Below are 21166 nucleotides of genomic sequence, written 5' to 3' on the forward strand. Positions count from 1 at the left end.
CCGGAGCGGCGGCCGTCAGGCCACCACCTGGTACTCCGGGCCCAGCTTGGCCAGGGCGAACGCGCGGTTCTCGCCGACCCGTTCGCGCTGGCTCTCCGGAAGCCCGCCCTCACGCAGGAGGCGTTCGCAGCACTCCAGCGACTCCTCGTACGCCCCGACCCAGTACGCGGCCACGGCGAGCTCGTCGAGCGCGCGCCACTCGTACCAGTCGAACTCGACGAACAGGATGTCCTCGGGACGCGGGATCCGCGCCGCCTGACGGGCGAACAGGTACGCCAGCTCGAAGCGGCCGTCGAGACGGCAGAGGCGGGCCAGATCGCCGAGAGCCTCGGCCCGTCCGGGGCGGCTCTCGTGGGCACGGAGGTAGCGGTCCATCACCTCGGCCGGCGGGCGCTGGAGGCCCGCCGCGAGCCGGGCCGCGTAGAGCCGTGCGCAGAAGGCCTCCTCGGCGAAGCCGCCCATGGCCGCCCGCTGGTCGTAGGCGGCCAGGGACTTCTCCGACTCGCCCGCGTCACGCCAGCTCTGGGCCAGGTAAAAGGCGTAGCGGGCATTCCCCGGCTCTTCGAGCAGCCCCTTTTCGAGGATCTCGGCATCGCGCAGGTACTTCTCCCGGTCCCCTCCTTCGCCCTGCCGGGCTCCGCCGCCGACGACGCGGATATGGAACCCTTCGAGAACTCCGCGGGTGAACGGCGCTTCGCAATCCAGGTACTCGTGCAGGACGCCGACGTATTTCCAGGGCAATCGGGTGGAGACCAGAGCGGGCCGCCAGTGGATGACGGGCCGGTGGTGCACCGCGATGCCGTACGAATCGGCGGTGAGCTCCGGCATCTGGAATCCGGGGTCCACCTCGATCACGTCGTCCGCGTCGACGAACAGCAGGTAGTCGGCGCTGGAGCGGGCCAGCTCGATCGCCTCGCTGCGGCTGCCGTCGAATCCCTTCCAAGGGCGCTCGTGCAGGACTCCGGGCAGGTCGTTGAAGAATTCCCGGATGATCTCCTGGGTGCCGTCCGTCGACCCGGTGTCGACGATCACCCAGGTGTCGATCAAAGGGCGCACGGATTCGAGACAGCGCCTGATCACCGCGGCCTCGTTCTTGACGATCATGTTCAGGCAGACTTTTGTTTTCAAGGATCCCGTCCCCGGTGGTGGTGAAGACGACCGTGAGGCGACCGTAGGGACCCCGCCAATGGCGTGCAAGGAAGCCACGGGGCGTGCCGCCATTAAGGCTTGGTCGCTGGTCCGATGAGATGACTACCGCGCGCGGCGATCGCCGCTTCGAATCCGATTTACCCACCATGGGTCAGGCGGCCCGGTCCGGGCCGATCGCACATCGTTCGATTCGGTTTCGAGAAGGAGCGGCATATATGAGCCCCGTGAACAGGACCAGGTCACCCCTCGGCCCGGTGGCCCGGCGGACGGCTGTGGTGAAGGGAGGCACGCTGGCATCTCTCGCTCTGGTGGTGGCGGGAATCGCCAGCCCGGCGTTCGCCACCGCGCAGGGCGTCCAGGAGGCCGCGACGGTCCGGTCGGCGAGCCCGACCGGCGGTGACTGCACGGCGAGGAAGAGCTCGAACCAGGACCCGAGAATGGCGGACGCCCAGGCCGGCCCACGCGGCGGCGGCGACTGCGAGGGCCAACGGGGTCCGACGGGTCCCACGGGCCCGCGCGGCCCGCAGGGCGCGACAGGTGCCACGGGCGCCACGGGTGCCACGGGTGCGACCGGCGCGGGCCAGTGCACCGACGTCGCCGCCTACAGGCCCAGCGCTTCCGAGGAGGTCAAGGCGGTACTGCTCAACGGCCAGGCCTGGGTCGGCATCCGGAGCCTCACCCCGGCTCCGCCGGACGACTTCGCGTGGGTCAACCTCAGCGACAACACGGACTTCCCCGAGGGGGCCTGCGGCATCTCGGTCAGCGACCAGGCCGGTGTCACCAATGTCGAGACGGTGGCCCCGAACGGAAGGGTCTGGGAGACCACCTGTACGCAGAACCCCGGTACCCCGCCCACCCTCACCTGCACCGATGACTGGACGCCGGTGAACGCGCTGGTCGAGACCCCGCCCCTGCGCAGTCGACCCATCGAGGGCACGAGCCCCGACCAGCTGCCGAAGACGCTGAAGTAGACACCGGGCCGGCCGGAGTCACCGCTCCGGCCGGTGCTCGGGGCCGCCGAAGTCCGGGCTCGTGAAGTCCGGGGGCGTGTAGCCGGGCGGGGATCCCTGCGACGGGGTTCCCGGACTGGTGAAATCGGGCCGGGTGTACCCCAGACTGGGGATGCGCCCGGCCCCCGGCGTGCGGGGGGTCGGGAAGCCCGGGCCCGCGCTCGGGTCGGCCAGCGCGTCGCGCAGGAACGGGATGATGCCGCGCTCCAGCAGGGCGTGCCGCCAGGCCTCGCGGGCCCGCGCCACCTCGTCGGGTATCGCCTCGGTCTCGTCCGCGGACACCTCGGTCGCACTGTTGCGGACGGCCGTGACCAGCAACCCGATCACGGCGAAGAGCAGGGCCGCCGCGGTGAGCGCCCCGAAGAGCCAACCCGCCGTCACCATGGTCTGTGCGAAGGCCGGTTCGGGCTCGATCATCTTCAGGATGTAACCCACGAGCAGGAAGATCAGCATGGCGGTGCCCGCGAGGACCGGTGCGAGGACCGCGACCACGGCGCTGACGCCCGCCCCGCCGCCGCTGTTGCGGTCGTCGTCCTCGTCCCCCCTCGTGGCGGGTGGGGAGAGCGCCTCGTCGCGGCGTTCCTCGCGGACCTTCACGTAGTGGCCGTACTCTGCGGCGGCCGCGGCCGCCAGCAGGGCGCTGGCGCCCTGGGCCATGGTGCGCAGCTGTTCGGCGTTCAGCCGCTCGCCGAGTGTGGCGAGCTCGGGCCGCTCGCTCGCGGCGCGCAGTGCCTCGTCGATGAGCCGGTCGAACTCGGGTCGGTCTTCGGTCAGCAGGTGCGGAGCGCTGGTCATGTGCATCCCCCGATGCTCCGTAGAAGCCGGTTTGCCCGCGTAGACCCGGGTGCCGGCTGAAACGGAGGAGAGCCTGCTACGGATAGAGCGATGGTAGAGCTCCCACACCGCGCGGTGACAGGGGCTTTCCGGAAATACCCCTCTGCGTAAGCTCTCAGTCGCTCAGCGGAAGCCGTACGACGAGGAGCTTGCCGGCCATCGTCACGCCGCCGTCCATCGCGATGGCGAGCCCGTCCGCGTAGACGTGCGGGCCGTCCACCGCCTCGGGGCCGCGCGTCTCGTCGCCGTCCTCGGTGCCCACTTCGCCGAGCAGGTACGGGATGGGGCTGTGGCCGTGCACGACGCGGCTGCCGCCGTAGGTGTCGAGCAGTTCGCGGACGGCCTGCGGGCCGGTCTCCTCGTCGCGGAACGCGAAGCGCTTGGTGAACTTCCGGAAGAGGTCCCAGGTGATGTCGACGTCGCCCCGGTTGAGGAGCTCGTGGATGGTGTCGTTGACGTCCTCGATGGAGTCACCGTAGTCGAGGTAGGCCGTGGTGTCGGAGTGCAGCAGCAGATGGTCGTCCTCCAGCACGGCGGCGTCCAGCCGCGACATCCACTGGATGTGTACGTCCTGCAGGCGCTCCATGTCGGTGCGCTGTCCGCCGTTGAGCAGCCAGGCGGCCTGGAAGGTGGCGGTGCCGGCGCCCGAGACGACGGGGGTGTCGCCGAACCGCTTGGCGCCGATGAGCAGCAGTTCGTGATTGCCCATCAGGGCCTTGCAGTAGCCGCCGGCGGCGGCCGCCTCGGCGGACAGCCGCATGACGAGGTCGATGACGCCGATGCCGTCCGGGCCGCGGTCGGTGAAGTCGCCGAGGAACCAGAGCCGGGCGTTGCCCGCGGACCAGCGGCCCTCCCCGTCGGTCAGGCCCTGGGCGTGCAGCTCGGTGACGAGCTCGTCGAGGTAGCCGTGGACGTCGCCGACGACGTACAGCGGGCCGGGACCGGCGGTGTCCTGCGGGACGTACTGGACCTGGACGGTGTCGCCGGGACCGCCGAGCGGGCTGCGGCCGATGACGGGGAGGTCCCGGTAGGTCGGGGTGTAGCCCTCGAGGTCGTCCTCCTCGGGACCCTGCGCCGTCGCGCGCACCGGTTCGGCGTCGGCGTGCGGGTGGGAGTGCCCCTCTCCCTGCCCTTGGGGCCGCCCGTGCAGATGCTCCTCGTGGCGCGGATCGCGGTGCGGGACCGGCGGCGCGGGAGACGCGGGCGGCTGCGGCGGGTAGCCGGGCTGCGGCGGCACGGCGGCCGGTGCGCCGTCGTCGTAGTAGGCGGGGTACTCGCCGTACACGGGGGCCTCGTCGGGCAGACCGGTGGATACGGCGTACGGAGCGGCGGGTTCGGTGACTGGCACCCGGAAGTCCCGCAGCGTTTCCGTCCGCATCGCGGGTCCCTGACCGGCCCCCTGAGTCATCGACCCCTCCACCACCGTCGCGCTGCCGTACACCTGCGGACCCTCCTGACCTCCGGGGCGGAGGGTCCGTGATGTCGTGCGCCCATCATAGGAATGCGGCTCGCGCTCTGTGACGCACCAGGGGTGGTGAATCCTTTGCGGAGCGTATCGTTCCTACCGTTTTTGCCCGATATTGCCGTTCCTGAAATCCTGGACCGACCGCCGATCAGGCCGACCGGACGGTCTGCCGGTCAGTCCTGGGCCGGAGATCGGGGCGGGCTGACGGTCGTTCGGGGGTGCCTGCGCTGCGAAGAGGTACGGATGATCAGCTCGGTCGGGACCACCTGTTCGACCGGGCGACCGGTGTCCACGCCCTCGATCGCGTCGATGAGCAACTGCACGACGGCGGTGCCGATGCGGCGTGGTTTGAGGGACAGGGTGGTGATGGGCGGCTCGGTGTTGGCGTACACGGTGGATTCGCTGCAGCAGACGAGCAGCAGGTCCTCGGGGACGCGCAGGCCGTAGCGTCGGGCGGCGGCCAGCAGGTCCGTGCCGTTGGGGTCGAAGAGCCCGTAGACGGCGTCGGGGCGGTCGGGTCGGGCGAGGAGCCGGTCGGCGGCGACGGCGCCCGCGCACGGGTCGTGGGCCGGGTAGGACTCGTAGACCGGGTCCTGTCCGACGCGCTCGCACCAGTTGAGGTAGGCGGTGGTGGACAGGTGGGTGTAGGTGTCGGTGGTGGTGCCGGTCAGCAGGCCGATCCGGCGGGCGCCGGCCGCGGCGAGGTGGTCGAGGAGGCCGAGTACGGCGGCCTCGTGGTCGTTGTCGACCCAGGCGGTCACGGGCAGGGAGCCGGCGGGCCGGCCGTCGGAGACCACGGGGAGCCCTTGGCGGACGAGCTCGGTGACGACGGGGTCGTGGTCGGAGGGGTCGATGACGACGGTGCCGTCGAGGGCGACGTTGGACCACACGTCGTGGCGGGACGTGGCCGGGAGGATGACGAGGGCGTATCCGCGGGCGAGCGCCGCCGAGGTGGCGGCCCTGGCCATCTCGGCGAAGTAGGCGAATTCGGTGAAGGTGAAAGGTTCATCCCCGTATGTCGTCACGGTCAGGCCGATGAGGCCGGACTTGCCGGTACGGAGGGTGCGGGCGGCGGCCGACGGGCGGTAGCCCAGCCGGTCGGCGACCTCGCGAACGTGGCGGCGGGTGGCGTCGGGCAGCCGTCCCTTGCCATTGAGCGCGTCGGAGACGGTCGTGATGGAGACGCCCGCCGCGGCGGCCACGTCCCTGATGCCGGCCCGGCCCTGTCGGCCGGCGGCCCGCCGGGTGGTCTCGGTCCGGCTCACCTGATGCTTCCCTGCTGCTGTCATGGCGAGCCGATAGTAGGGCTCGGTGGGGTGCTCGGCCCGGGTGCATATGCACGCGTTGACAGGCACGTTTCTGCATGGTTCGCCACCCCCAATGACCTTGGAAATGAAGGCTTTTGGTGGTGGGGGTAGATGGTGGGGCTTGTCGGCGGGACCGGGCATGCCAAAACGGTGTGGTTTCGGGTCGGTCTCAACTCACCTGCACGAGGGATGCGCGCCACGGCGCAGGCCACCGGCGCGCGCATATATGCGTGCGCTCCCCCTCATTCCAGGCGCCCCCATTCTCGGAAGGCCGGAATCCTCATAAGGTGAGCAGTATTGAGTCGACGGCGACGTCGTACGGGACGGTCGAGGAGGACCTGCGGTGAGCGAGAACAGCCCGAAGCTGCGCGCCGAGCTGGACGGCATTCCGACATACAAGCCCGGCAAGCCGGCCGCCGCGGGCGGGCCCGTCGCGTACAAGCTGTCCTCGAACGAGAACCCGTACCCGCCGCTGCCGGGCGTGCTGGAGAGCGCCGTCACGGCGGCCGGGGCCTTCAACCGGTACCCCGACATGGCCTGTACCGGTCTGGTGAACGAGATCGCCGAGCGGTTCGGCGTGCCGGTCGAGCACGTGGCCACCGGCACCGGCTCGGTGGGCGTGGCCCAGTCGCTGATCCAGTCCACCGCGGGCCCGGGCGACGAGGTCATGTACGCCTGGCGCTCCTTCGAGGCGTACCCGATCATCACGCAGATCTCGGGCGCCACCTCGGTGCAGGTCCCGCTGACCGAGGGTGACGTGCACGACCTGGACGCCATGGCCGCGGCGATCACCGAGCGGACCCGGCTGATCTTCGTGTGCAACCCGAACAACCCCACCGGAACCGCCGTGCGCCGGGCCGAGCTGGAGCGGTTCCTGGACCAGGTGCCCTCGGACGTCCTGGTGGTCCTGGACGAGGCGTACCGCGAGTTCGTGCGGGACACGGACGTCCCGGACGGCATCGAGCTCTACCGCGACCGCCCCAACGTCGCCGTCCTGCGAACGTTCTCCAAGGCGTACGGCCTCGCCGGCCTGCGGGTCGGCTTCGCGGTTGCGCACGAGCGGGTGGCCGCGGCGCTGCGCAAGACGGCGGTACCTTTCGGTGTCAGCCAGCTCGCGCAGGACGCCGCGGTGGCCTCGCTGCGCGCCGAGGACGAGCTGATGGGCCGGGTCGGGGCGCTGGTGGGCGAGCGCGCGCGGGTCCACGAGACGCTGCTGGCTCAGGGATGGACCGTGCCGGACACGCAGGCGAACTTCGTGTGGCTGCGGCTCGGCGAGCGGACCGTGGATTTCGCGGCTGCCTGCGAGAAGGCCGGTGTGGTGGTCCGGCCCTTCGCGGGTGAGGGCCTGCGGGTCACGATCGGTGAGCCCGAGGCGAACGATCTCTTCCTGCACACGGCGGGGGCGTTCTTCAAGGAGCTCTAGGCTCCGAGGCCTCTACGCTCCGCGGCCTCCAGGCCTCTGCGGGCTCCAGGCTCTGCGGGCTCCAGGCTCTGCGGCGAACGCGAACGCGAACCTGCGAACGCGGACACGGCGCCGGACGCGGACGCGGCGAGGGCGCGGCGAGGGCGCCGGGGGACGTCCTGTCGGCCGGACCGCCGGGCAGACGGTGGGGCGCAGCCTCAGGCAAGTTCCACGCGGACGGGATCGCCGTCGCGGACGGTGGACAGCAGGCGGGGGTCGCCGTCGAACGAGCCGAGCACGTTGCACGGGCTCGCCAGGCGGCTCTCGCCCCCGCGGGAGATGGGTGTCGGGCCGTAGGGCAGCGCGAGGGCGTCGCCCTCGGTCCAGAACGCGACCGTGCCGGGTTCGACCACCTGTCGGGCATCGTCCTCCAGGTCCACGGAGACGCCCGTGTCGAAGTAGACCTCCTCGCCCCACGTGTTCGCGGAGGCGGAGATCGGAAGGGCCTCGGCCAGCGCCTTGCTGGTCGGGGTCTCGTCGAGGGTTGCGGTGAGCTGGCCCGAGGGCCAGGAGATTCGAATCTGCATGAGCCGCATTCAACAATCTGTTGAATGGATTGGCTAGAGGGGTACCCCGGGTGAAGGCAGCCGAAAGCCGTGCGCAATAATGCTTGTGAATGTGAACGCGTTCACAAGCGCGTCTGCTTCCTCCCGGATTGTGCCGGGCTGGAAGGCGGGCTTCCCCTGTGATCACGGCGACACGAAGGAGACGAGGACGTGGACCTGGCTCTGGCGCCAGAAACCCTGGCGCGATGGCAGTTCGGCATCACCACCGTCTATCACTTCCTCTTCGTGCCCTTGACGATCTCGCTCGCCGCGCTCACGGCCGGCCTGCAGACCGCCTGGGTGCGCACCGAGAAGGAGAAGTACCTCAGAGCCACCAAGTTCTGGGGAAAGCTTTTCTTGATCAACATCGCGATGGGTGTCGTCACCGGCATCGTCCAGGAGTTCCAGTTCGGCATGAACTGGTCCGACTACTCGCGGTTCGTGGGTGACGTCTTCGGTGCCCCCCTCGCCTTCGAAGCGCTGATCGCGTTCTTCTTCGAGTCCACCTTCATCGGGCTGTGGATCTTCGGTTGGGACAAGCTGCCCAAGAAGATCCACCTGGCCTGCATCTGGATGGTGTCCATCGGCACCGTCCTGTCCGCCTACTTCATCCTGGCGGCGAATTCCTGGATGCAGCACCCCGTCGGGTACCGGATCAACGAGGAGCGGGGCCGGGCCGAGCTCACCGACTTCTGGCTGGTGCTCACCCAGAACACCGCCCTCACCCAGTTCTTCCACACGATCACGGCCGCCTTCCTCGTCGGCGGCGCGTTCATGGCCGGCATCTCCGCCTACCACCTGGCGCGCAAGAAGCACGTCCCCGTGATGCGCAGCTCGCTGCGCCTTGGCCTCGTCGTCCTGATCATCGCCGGCCTGGGCACCGCGATCAGCGGTGACCTGCTCGGCAAGGTCATGTTCAAGCAGCAGCCCATGAAGATGGCCGCCGCCGAGGCCCTCTGGGACGGTGAAGCGCCGGCGCCCTTCTCCGTCTTCGCCTACGGAGACGTCGAGAAGGGCCACAACAAGGTGGCCATAGAAATCCCCGGTCTGCTGTCCTTCCTGGCCAACGACGACTTCACCTCCTTCGTCCCGGGCATCAACGACGTCAACAAGGCCGAGCAGGAGAAGTTCGGGCCGGGCGACTACCGTCCCAACATCCCCGTCGCCTACTGGGGCTTCCGCTGGATGATCGGCTTCGGCATGGCCTCGCTCGGTGTGGGCGTGCTGGGACTCTGGCTGACCCGCAAGAAGTTCCTGCTGCCGCCGGGGCTGCGCACCGGGGAGGACGAGGTCCCGAACCTGGTGCTCTTCAAGAAGGCTCTGAGCCCCAAGATCGGCAACCTCTACTGGATCGTCGCCCTCTGGACGACTGGCTTCCCGCTTATCGCCAGCTCCTGGGGCTGGATCTTCACCGAGATGGGCCGCCAGCCGTGGGTGGTCTACGGCGTCCTGCGCACCCGCGACGCGGTCTCGCCGAACGTCTCCCAGGCCGAGGTGCTCACCTCGATGATCGGCTTCACCCTGCTCTACGCCGTGCTCGCCGTGATCGAGGTCAGGCTCCTGGTCAAGTACGTCAAGCTCGGCCCGCCGGAGCTCACCGAGGCCGACCTCAACCCGCCCACCAAGATCGGCGGGGACGACAAGAACCCCGACCGGCCGATGGCCTTCTCGTACTGAGGCTGAGGAGAACGCACCATGGAGCTCCACGACGTCTGGTTCGCGCTGATCGCCGTCCTGTGGATCGGCTACTTCTTCCTGGAGGGCTTCGACTTCGGCATCGGCGTGTTGACCAAGCTGCTCGCCCGTGACCGTAGGGAGAAGCGGGTTCTGATCAACACGATCGGGCCCGTGTGGGACGGCAACGAGGTCTGGCTGCTCACGGCGGGCGGCGCCACGTTCGCCGCCTTCCCCGACTGGTACGCCACCCTTTTCTCCGGCTTCTACCTGCCGCTGCTGCTCATCCTGGTCTGCCTGATCATCCGGGGCGTGGCCTTCGAGTACCGGCACAAGCGCGCCGAGGAGAGCTGGCAGGCCAACTGGGAAAACGCGATTTTCTGGACCTCGCTGATCCCAGCCTTCCTGTGGGGTGTGGCCTTCGCCAACATCGTGCGCGGAGTGAAGATCGACCAGAACAAGGAGTACGTCGGCACCTTCCTCGACCTGCTCAACGTCTACTCGCTCCTCGGCGGGCTGGTCACTCTCACGCTGTTCACCTTCCACGGTGCGGTCTTCGCCTCGCTCAAGACCGTCGGTGACATCCGCGACCGGGCGCGCAGGATGGCTACCGTGCTGGGTCTCGTCACCGCTGTCCTGGCGCTGGTCTTTCTCATCTGGACGCAGGTCTCGAGCGGCGACGGCAAGAGCCTGATCGCGATGGCCGTCGCGGTGCCGGCCCTGCTCGGGGCGCTCGGCTTCAACCTGGCGGGCCGCGAGGGCTGGTCGTTCGCCCTGTCCGGGATCACCATCGCCGCAGCCGTCGCGATGCTCTTCCTGACGCTCTTCCCGAACGTGATGCCCTCCTCGCTCGACCCGGCGTGGAGCCTCACGGTCACCAACGCCTCATCCAGCCCGTACACGCTGAAGATCATGACCTGGTGCGCTGCTGTGGCCACTCCGCTCGTGCTGCTCTACCAGGGGTGGACGTACTGGGTGTTCCGCAAGCGGATCGGGACCCAGCACATCGTCGATGCGCACTGAGTCCGTGTCCGCGGACGTGCCCACGGCCCCGCGCCACCTGACCCGCCGGCCCGGCCGGCCCTCCCCGGGAGGATGTTTCACGTGAAACCGATCGACCCGCGCCTGCTCCGGTACGCCCGGTCCACCCGCCTCTTCCTGGGAGCGGTGGTGGCCCTGGGGCTTGCCGGGGCGGGGCTGGTCGTCGGTCAGGCGATGCTCATCGCCGAGATCGTGGTCGGCGCCTTCGAGCAGGGCCTCGACGGCGCGGCGCTCCGTACGCCGCTGGTGCTGCTCGCAGCGGTCGCGCTCGGCCGCGCTCTGATCGCATGGCTGACGGAGATGGCCGCGCACCGTGCCAGTGCGGCGGTCAAGTCGGAGCTGCGGAGCCGACTGCTGGACCGGGCCGCGGAGCTCGGGCCCGGGCGTCCGGGCGGTCAGCGGACCGGATCGCTGGTGTCGCTGGCCACTCGGGGAGTGGACGCGCTCGACGACTACTTCTCCCGCTACCTGCCCCAGTTGGGGCTCGCCGTCGTGGTGCCGGTGGCGGTACTCGCCCGCATCGTCACCGAGGACTGGGTGTCGGCGGCCATCATCGTGGTCACCCTCCCCCTCATTCCGGTCTTCATGGTCCTCATCGGCATGGCCACCCAGTCCCGGATGGACCGGCAGTGGCGGCTCCTGTCGCGACTGTCGGGGCACTTCCTCGACGTCGTGGCCGGTCTCCCCACACTGAAGGTCTTCGGCCGGGCCAAGGCGCAGGCCGAGTCGATCCGCAAGATCACCGATGACCACCGCCGGGCGACGATGCGGACGCTGCGCATCGCCTTCCTCTCGTCCTTCGCCCTGGAACTGCTGGCGACCCTGTCGGTCGCGCTGGTGGCCGTGACCATCGGCATGCGACTGGTCCACGGCGAACTCGACCTCTACACCGGCCTGGTCATCCTGATTCTGGCGCCCGAGGCCTACCTGCCATTGCGGCAGGTGGGCGCGCAGTACCACGCGGCAGCGGAGGGGTTGGCGGCCGCAGAGGAGATTTTCGAGGTCCTGGAGAGCCCCGCCGCCGCCCCGGCCGGTACTGCGGAGCTGACCGGCGGCGCTCCCCTGCGGATCGAGATCGACGGGGTCGCCGTCCGCTACGAGGGCCGGGACGAGGACTCGCCCCGCCCTGTCTCGCTGACCGTCGGACCGGGGGAGTGCGTGGCCCTCACAGGCCCGAGCGGCGCCGGCAAGTCCACGCTGCTCCAGGTGCTGCTGGGGTTCGTGCGGCCCACCGCCGGACAGGTGCGGATCGCGGGCGTGGACCTAACCGAACTGTCGCCGGAGCACTGGCGGGAGCGGATCGCGTGGGTGCCGCAGCGGCCGCACCTGTTCGCCGGCACCGTCGCCGAGAACGTACGGCTGGCCCGGCCCGGCGCCCGTGACAGCGAGGTGACCGCCGCCCTGGAGAACGCCGGCGCCTGGGATTTCGTGTCGGCGCTGCCGCGCGGGGCCGAGACCCTGCTGGGCGAGGGCGGCGTGGGGCTGTCCGCCGGGCAGCGGCAGCGGCTGGCGCTGGCGCGGGCCTTCCTGGCGGACCGGCCGGTGCTGCTGCTGGACGAGCCGACGGCGGCGCTGGACGGCGAGACCGAGGCCGGGATCGTGGACGCGGTCAGGCGTCTCTCCGCGGGACGGACGGTTCTGCTGGTCGTGCACCGGCCGGCCCTGCTCGCCGTCGCGGACCGGGTGGTCCGCATGACGGCCGGCCCCGTACCCGACGGGTCCGCGACCCTCGCCCGCACCGGTGTGCTTGCAGGGGACGCCGAGGAGCCGGCCGCCGGTGACCTCTGCCGCGATGCCGGGGAGTGGATCCTCGGCGCCGCTCCCGAGCGGTTGCGGATCGGCGTGACCTCGCCGGACGCGGGCGGAGCCGATCCGCTGAGCCGGGTGCGGGCGGTGGCCAGGGCATGGCAGGGACGGTTCAGGCTGGGGCTGCTGCTCGGGTCGCTGGCCGTCGGCTGCAGCGTCGGACTGATGGCCGTGTCGGGTTGGCTGATCTCGAGGGCCTCCGAACAACCGCCCGTCCTCTACCTGATGGTGGCCGTCACCGCGACCCGGGCCTTCGGGATGGGCCGTGCCGTCTTCCGGTATGCCGAACGGCTCGTCTCGCACGACGCCGTCCTGCGGATGCTCGCCGACCTCAGGGTGTCCGTGTACCAGCGGCTGGAGCGCATCGCGCCCGCCGGGCTGCGCGAACACCGGCGCGGGGACCTGCTGGCCCGGCTGGTCGCCGATGCCGACGCCCTGCAGGACTACTGGCTGCGCTGGCTGCTGCCCGTCGGCACCGCTGTCCTCGTCGGAACCGGCTCCGTCGCCTTCACCACATGGCTGCTGCCCGAGGCCGGAGCCGTGCTCGCCGTCGGCCTCCTCGCCGCAGGCATCGGGGTGCCGCTGGTCAGCGGCGCCTGCGCCCGCCGTGCGGAGCGCAGGCTCGCGCCCGCACGAGGCGAGCTCGCCACCCGGGTGGCCGACCTGCTGACCGGCACCGCGGAGCTGACGGTCGCCGGGGCGCTGGCGGACCGCAAGGACCGGGCCCGGGAGAGCGACGGCGTGCTGACCCGCATCGCCGCCCGGGGCGCTGCCGCGGGCGGGCTGGGCGCCGGGCTGTCCGCCCTCGTCTGTGGACTCACGGTAGTGGTCGCCGCGGCCGTTGCCGCGAACGCGGTCCAGGACGGACGGCTCGCCGGCGTCGCCATGGCCGTCGCCGTCCTGATGCCCCTCGCCGCGTTCGAGGCGGTGACCGGACTCCCCCTCGCCGTCCAGTACCGCCAGCGGGTGCGCCGTAGCGCCGAACGGGTCTACGAAGTCATCGACGCGCCCGTTCCCGTTGCCGAGCCCGAGCAGCCTGCCGGTGCCCCCGCCTCGCCCTTCCCCCTCAGGCTGGCAGGGCTCTCCGCCCGCCATCCGGGCCAGGAGCGTGACGCGCTGCGCGGGCTGGACCTCAGCTTGGAAGCCGGGCGCCGCATCGCGGTCGTCGGCCCCTCGGGCTCCGGCAAGACCACGCTGGCCCAGGTCATGCTCCGGTTCCTGGATCCCGCGGAAGGCTCCTACAGCCTGGGCGGCGCGGACGCGCGCACGCTCGACAGCGACGGCGTACGGGCGCTCGTGGGCCTGTGCGCCCAGGACGCGCATCTCTTCGACAGTTCGGTCCGGGAGAACCTCCGGCTGGCCAGGACCGGGGCGAGCGAGGAGCAGCTGAGGGACGCGCTGGCGGCGGCCCGGCTGCTGGAGTGGGCGGACGGTCTCCCGGACGGGCTGGACACCCTGGTCGGTGAACACGGCGAGCGGATCTCGGGCGGCCAGCGCCAGCGCCTCGCCCTGGCCCGGGCGCTGCTGGCGGACTTTCCCGTACTGGTCCTGGACGAGCCGGCCGAGCACCTGGACCTGGCCACGGCGGACGCCCTGACGGCGGATCTGCTGGCCGCCACGGAAGGCCGCACCACCGTGTTGATCACACACCGGCTGGCCGGCCTGGAGGCGGTGGACGAGGTGCTCGTGCTGGACCGTGGCGAAGTCGTGCAGCGCGGCGGGTACGCGGAGCTGGCTGCGGTCGAAGGGCCGCTGAGCCGGATGCTGGAGCGGGAACGGGCGGCGGACGGGACTTTGGCCAACTTTCCCCGCTAATGGGGACTAACTACTCTCGAGGACATGTCAGTGCAGCCGACGCAGGAATCACCGGATCCCCTGCCCGATCCATCGCAGGGGGCATCGGACCCCCTGGTCGCCGCCACCGAGGCCACCAAGAGCCTGCACGGACTGTCCACCGAGCTCACGGCGCGGGTACCGCAGCTGCTGGAGGCCATGCGGTCGGTCGGGACCGGCCTGGAGCTGCACTCCACGCTCGACCGCATCTGCGAGACCGCCGCCGAGCTCGCGGGGGCCCGCTACGCGGCGATCGGTGTCGTCGACACGGAGGGCCGCGGACTCTCCGACTTCGTGACCCACGGGATCAGCCCGGAGGTGTCCCGGAGGATCGGACACCGTCCGGACGGGAAACGGGGCCTGCTCGGAGCGTTGATCTCGCACTCTGACACCGTGCGGCTCGCCGACCTGACGAAGGACCCGCGCTCGGCGGGTTTCCCGAAGCACCATCCGCCCATGAAGACCTTCCTCGGTGTCCCGATCCGGGTGCAGGGGGAGATCTTCGGCAACCTCTACCTCGCCGAGAAGAACGGCGGCGTCGAGTTCAACGACTACGACGTCCACATGGTCCGGGTGCTGGCCACCGAGGCGGGCATCGCCATCGGCAATGCCCGGCTGTACGAGGCGGCCACCCAGCGCGAGCGCTGGATCGACGGCTCGGTCGCCGTCACCACCGCCCTGCTGTCCGGCGGGGATGCCGACGACGCCCTCGCGGTGGTGGCCGAGCAGGCCCGCCGACTGGCCGACTCCGCCGCCGGGATCGTCCTGCTGCCGGCCGAAGAAGGCGGGATGGAGATCGTCGCCGTATCGGCGGACAACCCGGCCACGTCGCTCGGCGTGGTGATCCCGGCCGAGAGTCCGGTGGTCGACCATCTGCTGCGCGGCGAGCCGGTCTTCACGGACGACGCCTCGGCGGATCCCCGCATGATCAGCCGCCTCACCAGTCCGTACGGGCCCTGCATGATGCTGCCCCTGCACAGCGGCGGGCGGGTGCTGGGCGCGCTGGTCACCCCCCGGGCGCGCGGCAAGCGTCCCTTCACCGAGGCCGAACGCACCTTGGCCACCCAGTTCGCCTCCCAGGCGGCGCTCGCCCTGATGATGGCCGAGGCGCAACGCGACCGGGAGCGGTTGGCGGTCTTCGAGGACCGCGACAGGATCGCCCGCGACCTGCACGACCTCGTCATCCAGAGGCTTTTTGCCACGGGAATGATGCTGGAAGGGGCCCAGCGCCGGTCGATCGTCCCCGAAGTCCGCGACGGGGTGGGCAAGGCCGTCGACGAACTGGACGTGACGATCCAGGAGATCCGCACGGCGATCTTCGCCCTCCAGCAGGGTCCTGCGGAGGCCCCGTCCGGGCTGCGCACGCGCGTCCTGCGGGAGATCAACATGGCGGCCGTGCCACTGGGTTTCAAGCCCGCACACCGCTTCCTCGGACCGGTCGACGCGGTTGTCGGCGAGCTCGTCGGCAAGAACCTGATCGCCGCGCTGCGCGAGGCGCTGTCCAATGCCTTCCGGCACGCCGGCGCCTCCCGGATCGAGGTGGTCCTGGACTCCACCGTCACACTGCCCGACGGCAGGCCCGGAGTCCGGCTTGAAGTCGCCGACGACGGGGTGGGCATCCCCGAGAGCGGTCGGCGCAGCGGCCTGCGCAACCTGCGGCGGCGGGCGGAGTCGTTGGGCGGCACGAGCTCTTACGGCCCCGGCATCGGGGAGGACGGCGGCGGGACCACCCTGGTGTGGGAGGCCCCGCTCCAGTAGCCCTTAGGCCTGGTGCCGTGCCAAACGTTCCGCCAGGATGCGCTCGATGACGAGGGCGACCCCGTCCTCGTTGTTGGCCACCGTCCGGCCGGACGCCGCCGCGATCACATCGGGGTGGGCGTTGCCCATCGCGTAGGAGGATCCGGCCCAGCTGAGCATCTCGACGTCGTTCGGCATGTCCCCGAAGGCGACGACCTCGGCGGGGGCGATGCCCCGCTCGGCGCAGCACAGGGCCAGGGTGCTCGCCTTGGACACGCCGTGCCCGCTGATCTCCAACAGAGCCGTGGGGCTGGACCTGGTGATCGATGCGTGTGCGCCGGCGGCGGAGCGGGCCAGTGCGAGGAACTCGTCCGGAGTGATCTCGGAGTGGTGTGCCAGGAGTTTGAGAACGGGTGCGGCACTTCCGTCCGGGTTCTCATCGAGCAGTTGCTCGGCGGGCGCGAACTTGGCGCCCGGATCCTTGAAGAAGGGCGGGTAGGCCGGCTCGTAGTTGATGCCGGTGGTCAGCTCGACCGCGAAGGACGTGCCGGGTGCGGCCACGCGCAGGGCTTCGACGACGGAGCGGGCTGCCGCCCGCGGGAGGGCTCTGACCTGTACGAATTCCCGTCCGGCGTGCAGGTCGACGACCGCCGCGCCATTGGCGCAGATCGCGAGGCCGTGGCCGTGGACATGGTCGGCGACCACGTCCATCCACCGAGCGGGGCGGCCGGTGACGAAGAAGACCTCGATTCCCGCCTCCTCGGCGGCGGCGAGCGCGGCGACGGTACGCGGCGAGACGGACTGGTCATCCCGCAGCAAGGTGCCGTCGAGGTCGGTGGCGATGAGCCGGGGCGTGGGGGTCTGCCCGTCCGGGCACTGAGGAGCCGAGGTCACGGCTCCATCTTCGCCCATGGGCGGGGACAACCAGACCATGATCAAGCCAGGCCGCCTCGGTGGGCCATGGGCGGTGTTTCACGTGAAACACGTCTGAGGGATGTGTTTCACGTGAAACATCGGCCAGTCGTAGGCTCCATGCATGAGTCTGCGTCTGAGCACGGTGATCCTTCCGGTACGACGATGGCACGAGGGGGGTCGGGACCAGTGGCTGCGCGCCGAGCAGCTCGGGTTCCACACCGCCTACACCTACGACCACCTGTCGTGGCGGACCTTCCGCGACGGCCCCTGGTTCGGTGCGGTGCCCACCCTGACCGCGGCGGCCGCCGCCACCGAGCGGATGCGCCTGGGCACGCTTGTCACCTCGCCGAACTTCCGTCACCCGGTGACCCTCGCCAAGGACCTCATCACCCTGGACGACGTATCTGGCGGCCGTGTCACCCTCGGTATCGGCGCCGGTGGAAACGGGTTCGACGCGACAGCCCTGGGTCAGGAGGCGTGGTCCCCGCGTGAGCGCGCCGATCGCTTCGCCGAGTTTGTGCCGCTGCTGGACCGGCTGCTGACCGAGGGGTCCGTGAGCCACGAGGGCACCTTCTACTCCGCCGAGGAGGCCCGCAACCTTCCCGGCTGTGTGCAGGAGCCGCGGCTGCCGTTCGCGGTTGCCGCGACCGGACCGCGCGGTCTGCGGCTCGCAGCCCGGTACGGCCAGGCGTGGGTGACCACGGGCGACCCGAAGCTCTTCGAGAGCGGCACGCCGGAGCAGTCGCTGGAGGCTCTGCGAGGGCAGCTCGAACGGCTTGAGAAGGCCTTCGTGGAGATCGGCCGGGCCCCCGAGCCCATGGAGAAGATCCTGCTGACCGGTTTCACCCCCGAAGCCAACACCGTGCTCGCGTCCGTGGACGCGTTCGTCGACTTCGCCGGACGGCACCGCGAGCTGGGATTCACGGAGCTGGTGATCCACGCACCGATCCCGGACTCCGACTTCGCCGCGGACGAGGCCGTCTTCGAGAAGATCGCCACCGAGGCCCTGGCGCAGCTCGACCGCTGATCCACCGGTTGTCGCCGCTGCCGCACGGAGCGGCGACAACCGGTGTGGGATTCCGGGCCCGTTACCCGTGTCGGCCGTCCAGCTGCGTGAGCAGCCGCTCGGCGGAGGGCAGGAGCCAGTCCGGCACCTCGCCCTCGGGGAGCGCCCGGGCCTCCTCGATCAGCGCGGTGACCCGGGCCGCCCCCGCTTCCGCGTCGCCGCGTTCCTGCTCCGTCCAGGCCGCGTTGTTCAGGCACTGGAACCGGTCCCGCAGGTGGTCCGGGCCGAGTTCAGCGTAGGCGCGGCCTGCCCGGTCCCACAGCTCGATCTCCTCCAGGCGCAGTGCGTCGACCTGCGCCGGGCTCAGCGGGGCCGGCCGGGCGGGGCCGGTGTCGTCGTTCCCGTCGGCCTCCCGCGCGGTGGCGACGTACCGGTCGAGCACCTGCGCCAGCTGATGCCAGGTCTGGGCGAGTTCGGACCGCAGGGCTGGGGCTCCGGGACCGGCGGCGAGGGCCGCCTCCAGTACCGCCGCGGCCTCCTCCATACGCCCGCGGGCACGGTGTACCGCCGTTGCGGTGATCTCCTCGCGCATCCCCAGCCAGGCCAGGGAGCGCAGAACCCGCACCTCGGCGACAGGGTCGGCGCCCGTCCTGCGGTGCAGCTCCAGGGCCCGCTCATAGGCGGCGACCGCCTCCTCGGCCAGCCCCGCGTCGTCCAGGGCGTCGGCAGCCGACTGCGCCAGGCTCGCCTGTGGGCGGGGGTCCTCCCAGCCCTTGGTCACCTCCGCCGCCAGCAGGTACTGCTCCGCCGCGGGGCGGAGCTCGCCCAGCCGCCGCAGCAGGTCCCCAAGGAACTCCCGTACGAACACGGTCTGCCCGTCGCCGTGCTCCAGCAGGTCCGGCAGCGTCGACTGCAGTACCTCGGCGGCCTCTGCCGTACGCTCCTCCCGCGCGTACGCCCTGGCGAGGAGGAGCCGGGCCTGCGCACCGCCGTCGGGCCCCAGACCGGCCCGGTCGAACCAGTGGGCCGCGGTCAGTGCGTGCGCCGCGGCCTCCGCCGCCGTGCTGCCCCGCCGCAGCAGGATGTCCGCGAGGGTCAGCCGTACGACGCCCTGCGCCTCGGCATCGGTCAGCGCGGCGGCATGCTCCAGCCCGGACCGTGCCGCCTGCTCCGCCTCCTCGGTGCGGTCCAGCGACATCAGCACCCCGGCCCGCAGCACCAGCGGGTCCACCGCCTGCCAGGGGCGGCCCGCCGTGATCGCCCGCGCGGCGCTCGTCGCGAGCAGGCACAGGGCCCGCTCCGGGTCGCCCTGTGCCAGGGTCACCCGGCCCAGCATCTCCTCTGCTTCCGCCACCAGATCCGGTGCGGCTTCTTCGTGGGCGGCGATGAAGGCGGTCAGCTCGGCGGCGAGCTCACCGTGACCGTGTTCCTGGTCCTCGTCGTGGGAATGGCCGTGGCCGGCTTGCCCGCCCGGGCTGGATGCCTCCACCGTGCGCAGGTACGACTCGAGCCGGATCGCCGACAGCTCTGCGAGGGCGATCCGCCGCGCCCGTAGTGGTTCGGCGTGGTCCAGTGCCTCGGCGGATCGCAGGGCTGCCCGCAGCAGTTCGCGGACTTCGGCGGGCGCGGCTGCGGACTGGGCGGCCGCGCCCGCCATCCGCAGCTCCGCGAGGGATGCCCGCTCCGCCCGGCCGAGCGCCCGGTACTCGTCCCGGACGGCGGCCAGGAGTTCGGGCGCCTCTTCGGCCCCGCGCCGCGCGGCGGCCAGCGCCTGCTGGTCCGCGAGGTCTGCGCGGACCAGCGCGTCCGTACCCGGCTGCGCGTCCAGCCGCAGGGCCACCTGCGCCCACAGTGCGTCCGCATCCGGATGGCTCAGGTCCCGGGCGCTGCGGGCCCGGGCCACCAGCTCGGAGAAACCGGTGGGCGTCGCCGTGTCCGGCCCCGGCACGGCGGGAGCGGCCTCCACGGGGGAGGCGGTCGGCCGGGGCAGCCCGGTGCTGCGCACCCCCAGCGGCAGGTCCGCCGCCAGCGGCTCCCGGACGACCCGGGCGAGGAATCGCTGCGAGATTCGCGTGGTGCCGTTGCGCGCGTCGAACTGGCCGGCGACGTCCAGGCAGCCCGCGTACAGCACCTCGTACAGCCCGGCGACGGTGCGGGGAATGCCCTCGTAGGGGACGGCCGGGAGATCCCCGTGGCCCAGTTCCCGCAGGCGGTGCAGCAGGACGAGGATGCCGCCGTGGAAGGCCAGCCGGTCGTCGAGGTTCGCGAGGGGCGCCACGTGGGAGGCGTGTTCGGCCAGGATCTCCAGGCCGCGCGAGGTGTTGCCGGTGAGCGCGCAGAACTCGATGTGCTTGCCGACCGACGGCAGGAGGCTCTCGTTGCCGCGTGCCATGCGGTAGCCGCGCAGGTGGTTCGAACGCGCCTCGTCGGTCCGGCCGAGCCGCAGCAGCGGCAGCAGCGAACTGGCGAGGACGCGGTGAGGCTCCTCGGCGCACACCAGCTTCCCCGTCAGGACCGGCCGCCACAGTTCCAGGGCCTCGGTGTCCTCGCCCTGCAGGACGGCGTAGTGGCCCTGACCCCCGAGTTCGCAGGCCTGGCAGTCGCTCATGTCGTCGCGCTCCGCCGCGAGCCAGCTCCGGAAGGCACGCTCCGCCCGCTCGTCGTCGCCCGTGGCATGGGCCAGCCACAGTTCGGCACCAGGCGTCCGCGCAGGGGCTGCCGGCCGGGCTACTGGAAGCGCAGGAACTGCGGCGGCACGGCGTCCACCAGCCACACCCCGTTGGCGCTGATCCGGAAGACATGCCCGGCCGCCCGCATCGCCCCGGCGTCGATGCTGAGGACGACGGGCCGGCCGCGGCGCGAGCCGACGCGGGTCGCGGTCTCCCGGTCGGGGGACAGGTGCACGTGGTGGCGCGCCATCGGACGCAGGCCCTCGGCGCGGATCGAGTCGAGGGCGGCGGCCACGGTGCCGTGGTAGAGGTAGGCGGGAGGTTCGGCCTCCGGAAGGTCCAGGTCCACGGCGACGGTGTGGCCCTGGCTGGCCCGGATGCGGGTGCCGACGACGGCGAACCGCTGCTTGTCGTTGGCGGCCACCACGTGGTCGAGCTCGGCGCGGCTGAAGTGGAAGCCGTGCGCTGCGGCTGCGCTCAGCAGATCGTCGATCTCCACCCAGCCGTGCGGATCGAGCGTCAGTCCGATCCGTTCGGGCTGGTGCCGCAGGTGTTTCGAGATGTACTTGGACACCTTCACGGTGCGTCTTTCATCCATGGACCCCAGCGTGCCCGCTCGTGAAGGCCTCCGGCAGGCATTTTCGTCGCCGCCCGGCGGGATACGACCTGTGGACTCCCTCTACCGTCATTCCAAGATGCGGAATATATTTTCC

The 21166-nt window shown here is 71.1% G+C and carries 15 protein-coding genes; 7 read left to right on the plus strand and 8 right to left on the minus strand.

What is annotated here, in order from left to right; all coding sequences use genetic code 11:
* Positions 1 to 15 precede the first annotated feature (15 nt).
* Complete coding sequence (locus tag ACZ6JS_RS12225) at positions 16 to 1104, minus strand: glycosyltransferase (protein WP_469297539.1); 1089 nt, start codon at positions 1102 to 1104, stop codon at positions 16 to 18.
* A 260-nt stretch (positions 1105 to 1364) separates the two neighbouring features.
* Between ACZ6JS_RS12225 and ACZ6JS_RS12230 the strand changes: the two genes are divergently transcribed.
* Positions 1365 to 2120, plus strand: a complete 756-nt coding sequence (locus tag ACZ6JS_RS12230; RefSeq protein WP_469297540.1) for a hypothetical protein — start codon at positions 1365 to 1367, stop codon at positions 2118 to 2120.
* Positions 2121 to 2138: 18 nt separating this feature from the next.
* On the opposite strand, the gene ACZ6JS_RS12235 is transcribed toward ACZ6JS_RS12230, so the two are convergent.
* The 3 genes from ACZ6JS_RS12235 to ACZ6JS_RS12245 form a co-directional block, all read right to left on the minus strand.
* Positions 2139 to 2960, minus strand: coding sequence for a hypothetical protein (locus tag ACZ6JS_RS12235; RefSeq protein WP_469297541.1), 822 nt, complete (start codon positions 2958 to 2960; stop codon positions 2139 to 2141).
* 148 nt (positions 2961 to 3108) lie between these two features.
* Positions 3109 to 4401 (minus strand): metallophosphoesterase, encoded by a 1293-nt coding sequence (locus ACZ6JS_RS12240; RefSeq protein ID WP_469297542.1) that lies wholly within the window; start codon positions 4399 to 4401, stop codon positions 3109 to 3111.
* Between the two features lie 230 nt (positions 4402 to 4631).
* Positions 4632 to 5747, minus strand: a complete 1116-nt coding sequence (locus ACZ6JS_RS12245) for a LacI family DNA-binding transcriptional regulator (protein WP_469297543.1) — start codon at positions 5745 to 5747, stop codon at positions 4632 to 4634.
* Positions 5748 to 6108: 361 nt separating this feature from the next.
* On the opposite strand from ACZ6JS_RS12245, the gene hisC reads away from it, so the two are divergent.
* Entirely contained in the window at positions 6109 to 7188 is a 1080-nt protein-coding gene (hisC, locus tag ACZ6JS_RS12250) for a histidinol-phosphate transaminase (RefSeq protein ID WP_469297544.1), read from the plus strand.
* A 197-nt stretch (positions 7189 to 7385) separates the two neighbouring features.
* On the opposite strand, the gene ACZ6JS_RS12255 is transcribed toward hisC, so the two are convergent.
* Entirely contained in the window at positions 7386 to 7754 is a 369-nt protein-coding gene (locus ACZ6JS_RS12255; protein ID WP_469297545.1) for a cyclophilin-like fold protein, read from the minus strand.
* A 189-nt stretch (positions 7755 to 7943) separates the two neighbouring features.
* Between ACZ6JS_RS12255 and ACZ6JS_RS12260 the strand changes: the two genes are divergently transcribed.
* The 4 genes from ACZ6JS_RS12260 (at position 7944) to ACZ6JS_RS12275 (ending at position 15884) form a co-directional block, all read left to right on the plus strand.
* A complete protein-coding gene (locus ACZ6JS_RS12260; RefSeq protein ID WP_469297546.1) occupies positions 7944 to 9449 on the plus strand; it encodes a cytochrome ubiquinol oxidase subunit I in 1506 nt (501 codons plus the stop codon).
* A gap of 18 nt (positions 9450 to 9467) precedes the next feature.
* Positions 9468 to 10469 carry a cytochrome d ubiquinol oxidase subunit II gene (gene cydB / locus ACZ6JS_RS12265; protein WP_469297547.1) on the plus strand — a complete coding sequence of 334 codons (1002 nt, stop codon included), beginning with the start codon at positions 9468 to 9470 and terminating at the stop codon, positions 10467 to 10469.
* Positions 10470 to 10550: 81 nt separating this feature from the next.
* Positions 10551 to 14108, plus strand: coding sequence for a thiol reductant ABC exporter subunit CydD (cydD, locus tag ACZ6JS_RS12270; protein ID WP_469297548.1), 3558 nt, complete (start codon positions 10551 to 10553; stop codon positions 14106 to 14108).
* 24 nt (positions 14109 to 14132) lie between these two features.
* A complete protein-coding gene (locus tag ACZ6JS_RS12275) occupies positions 14133 to 15884 on the plus strand; it encodes a GAF domain-containing sensor histidine kinase (RefSeq protein ID WP_469297549.1) in 1752 nt (583 codons plus the stop codon).
* A gap of 3 nt (positions 15885 to 15887) precedes the next feature.
* On the opposite strand, the gene ACZ6JS_RS12280 is transcribed toward ACZ6JS_RS12275, so the two are convergent.
* Positions 15888 to 16775, minus strand: a complete 888-nt coding sequence (locus ACZ6JS_RS12280; RefSeq protein WP_469297550.1) for a Cof-type HAD-IIB family hydrolase — start codon at positions 16773 to 16775, stop codon at positions 15888 to 15890.
* Between the two features lie 124 nt (positions 16776 to 16899).
* On the opposite strand from ACZ6JS_RS12280, the gene ACZ6JS_RS12285 reads away from it, so the two are divergent.
* Positions 16900 to 17805: an LLM class flavin-dependent oxidoreductase gene (locus ACZ6JS_RS12285; protein ID WP_469297551.1), complete on the plus strand. Its 906-nt coding sequence runs from the start codon at positions 16900 to 16902 to the stop codon at positions 17803 to 17805.
* 61 nt (positions 17806 to 17866) lie between these two features.
* Here the strand turns inward: ACZ6JS_RS12285 and ACZ6JS_RS12290 are convergent, their stop codons facing one another.
* Both ACZ6JS_RS12290 and ACZ6JS_RS12295 read right to left on the minus strand, forming a co-directional pair.
* Positions 17867 to 20392 (minus strand): tetratricopeptide repeat protein, encoded by a 2526-nt coding sequence (locus ACZ6JS_RS12290; RefSeq protein WP_469297552.1) that lies wholly within the window; start codon positions 20390 to 20392, stop codon positions 17867 to 17869.
* A gap of 119 nt (positions 20393 to 20511) precedes the next feature.
* Positions 20512 to 21051 carry an RNA 2'-phosphotransferase gene (locus ACZ6JS_RS12295; RefSeq protein WP_469297553.1) on the minus strand — a complete coding sequence of 180 codons (540 nt, stop codon included), beginning with the start codon at positions 21049 to 21051 and terminating at the stop codon, positions 20512 to 20514.
* Between the last annotated feature and the right edge of the window lie 115 nt (positions 21052 to 21166).

This window comes from Streptomyces sp. NPDC046349 (assembly GCF_055587885.1).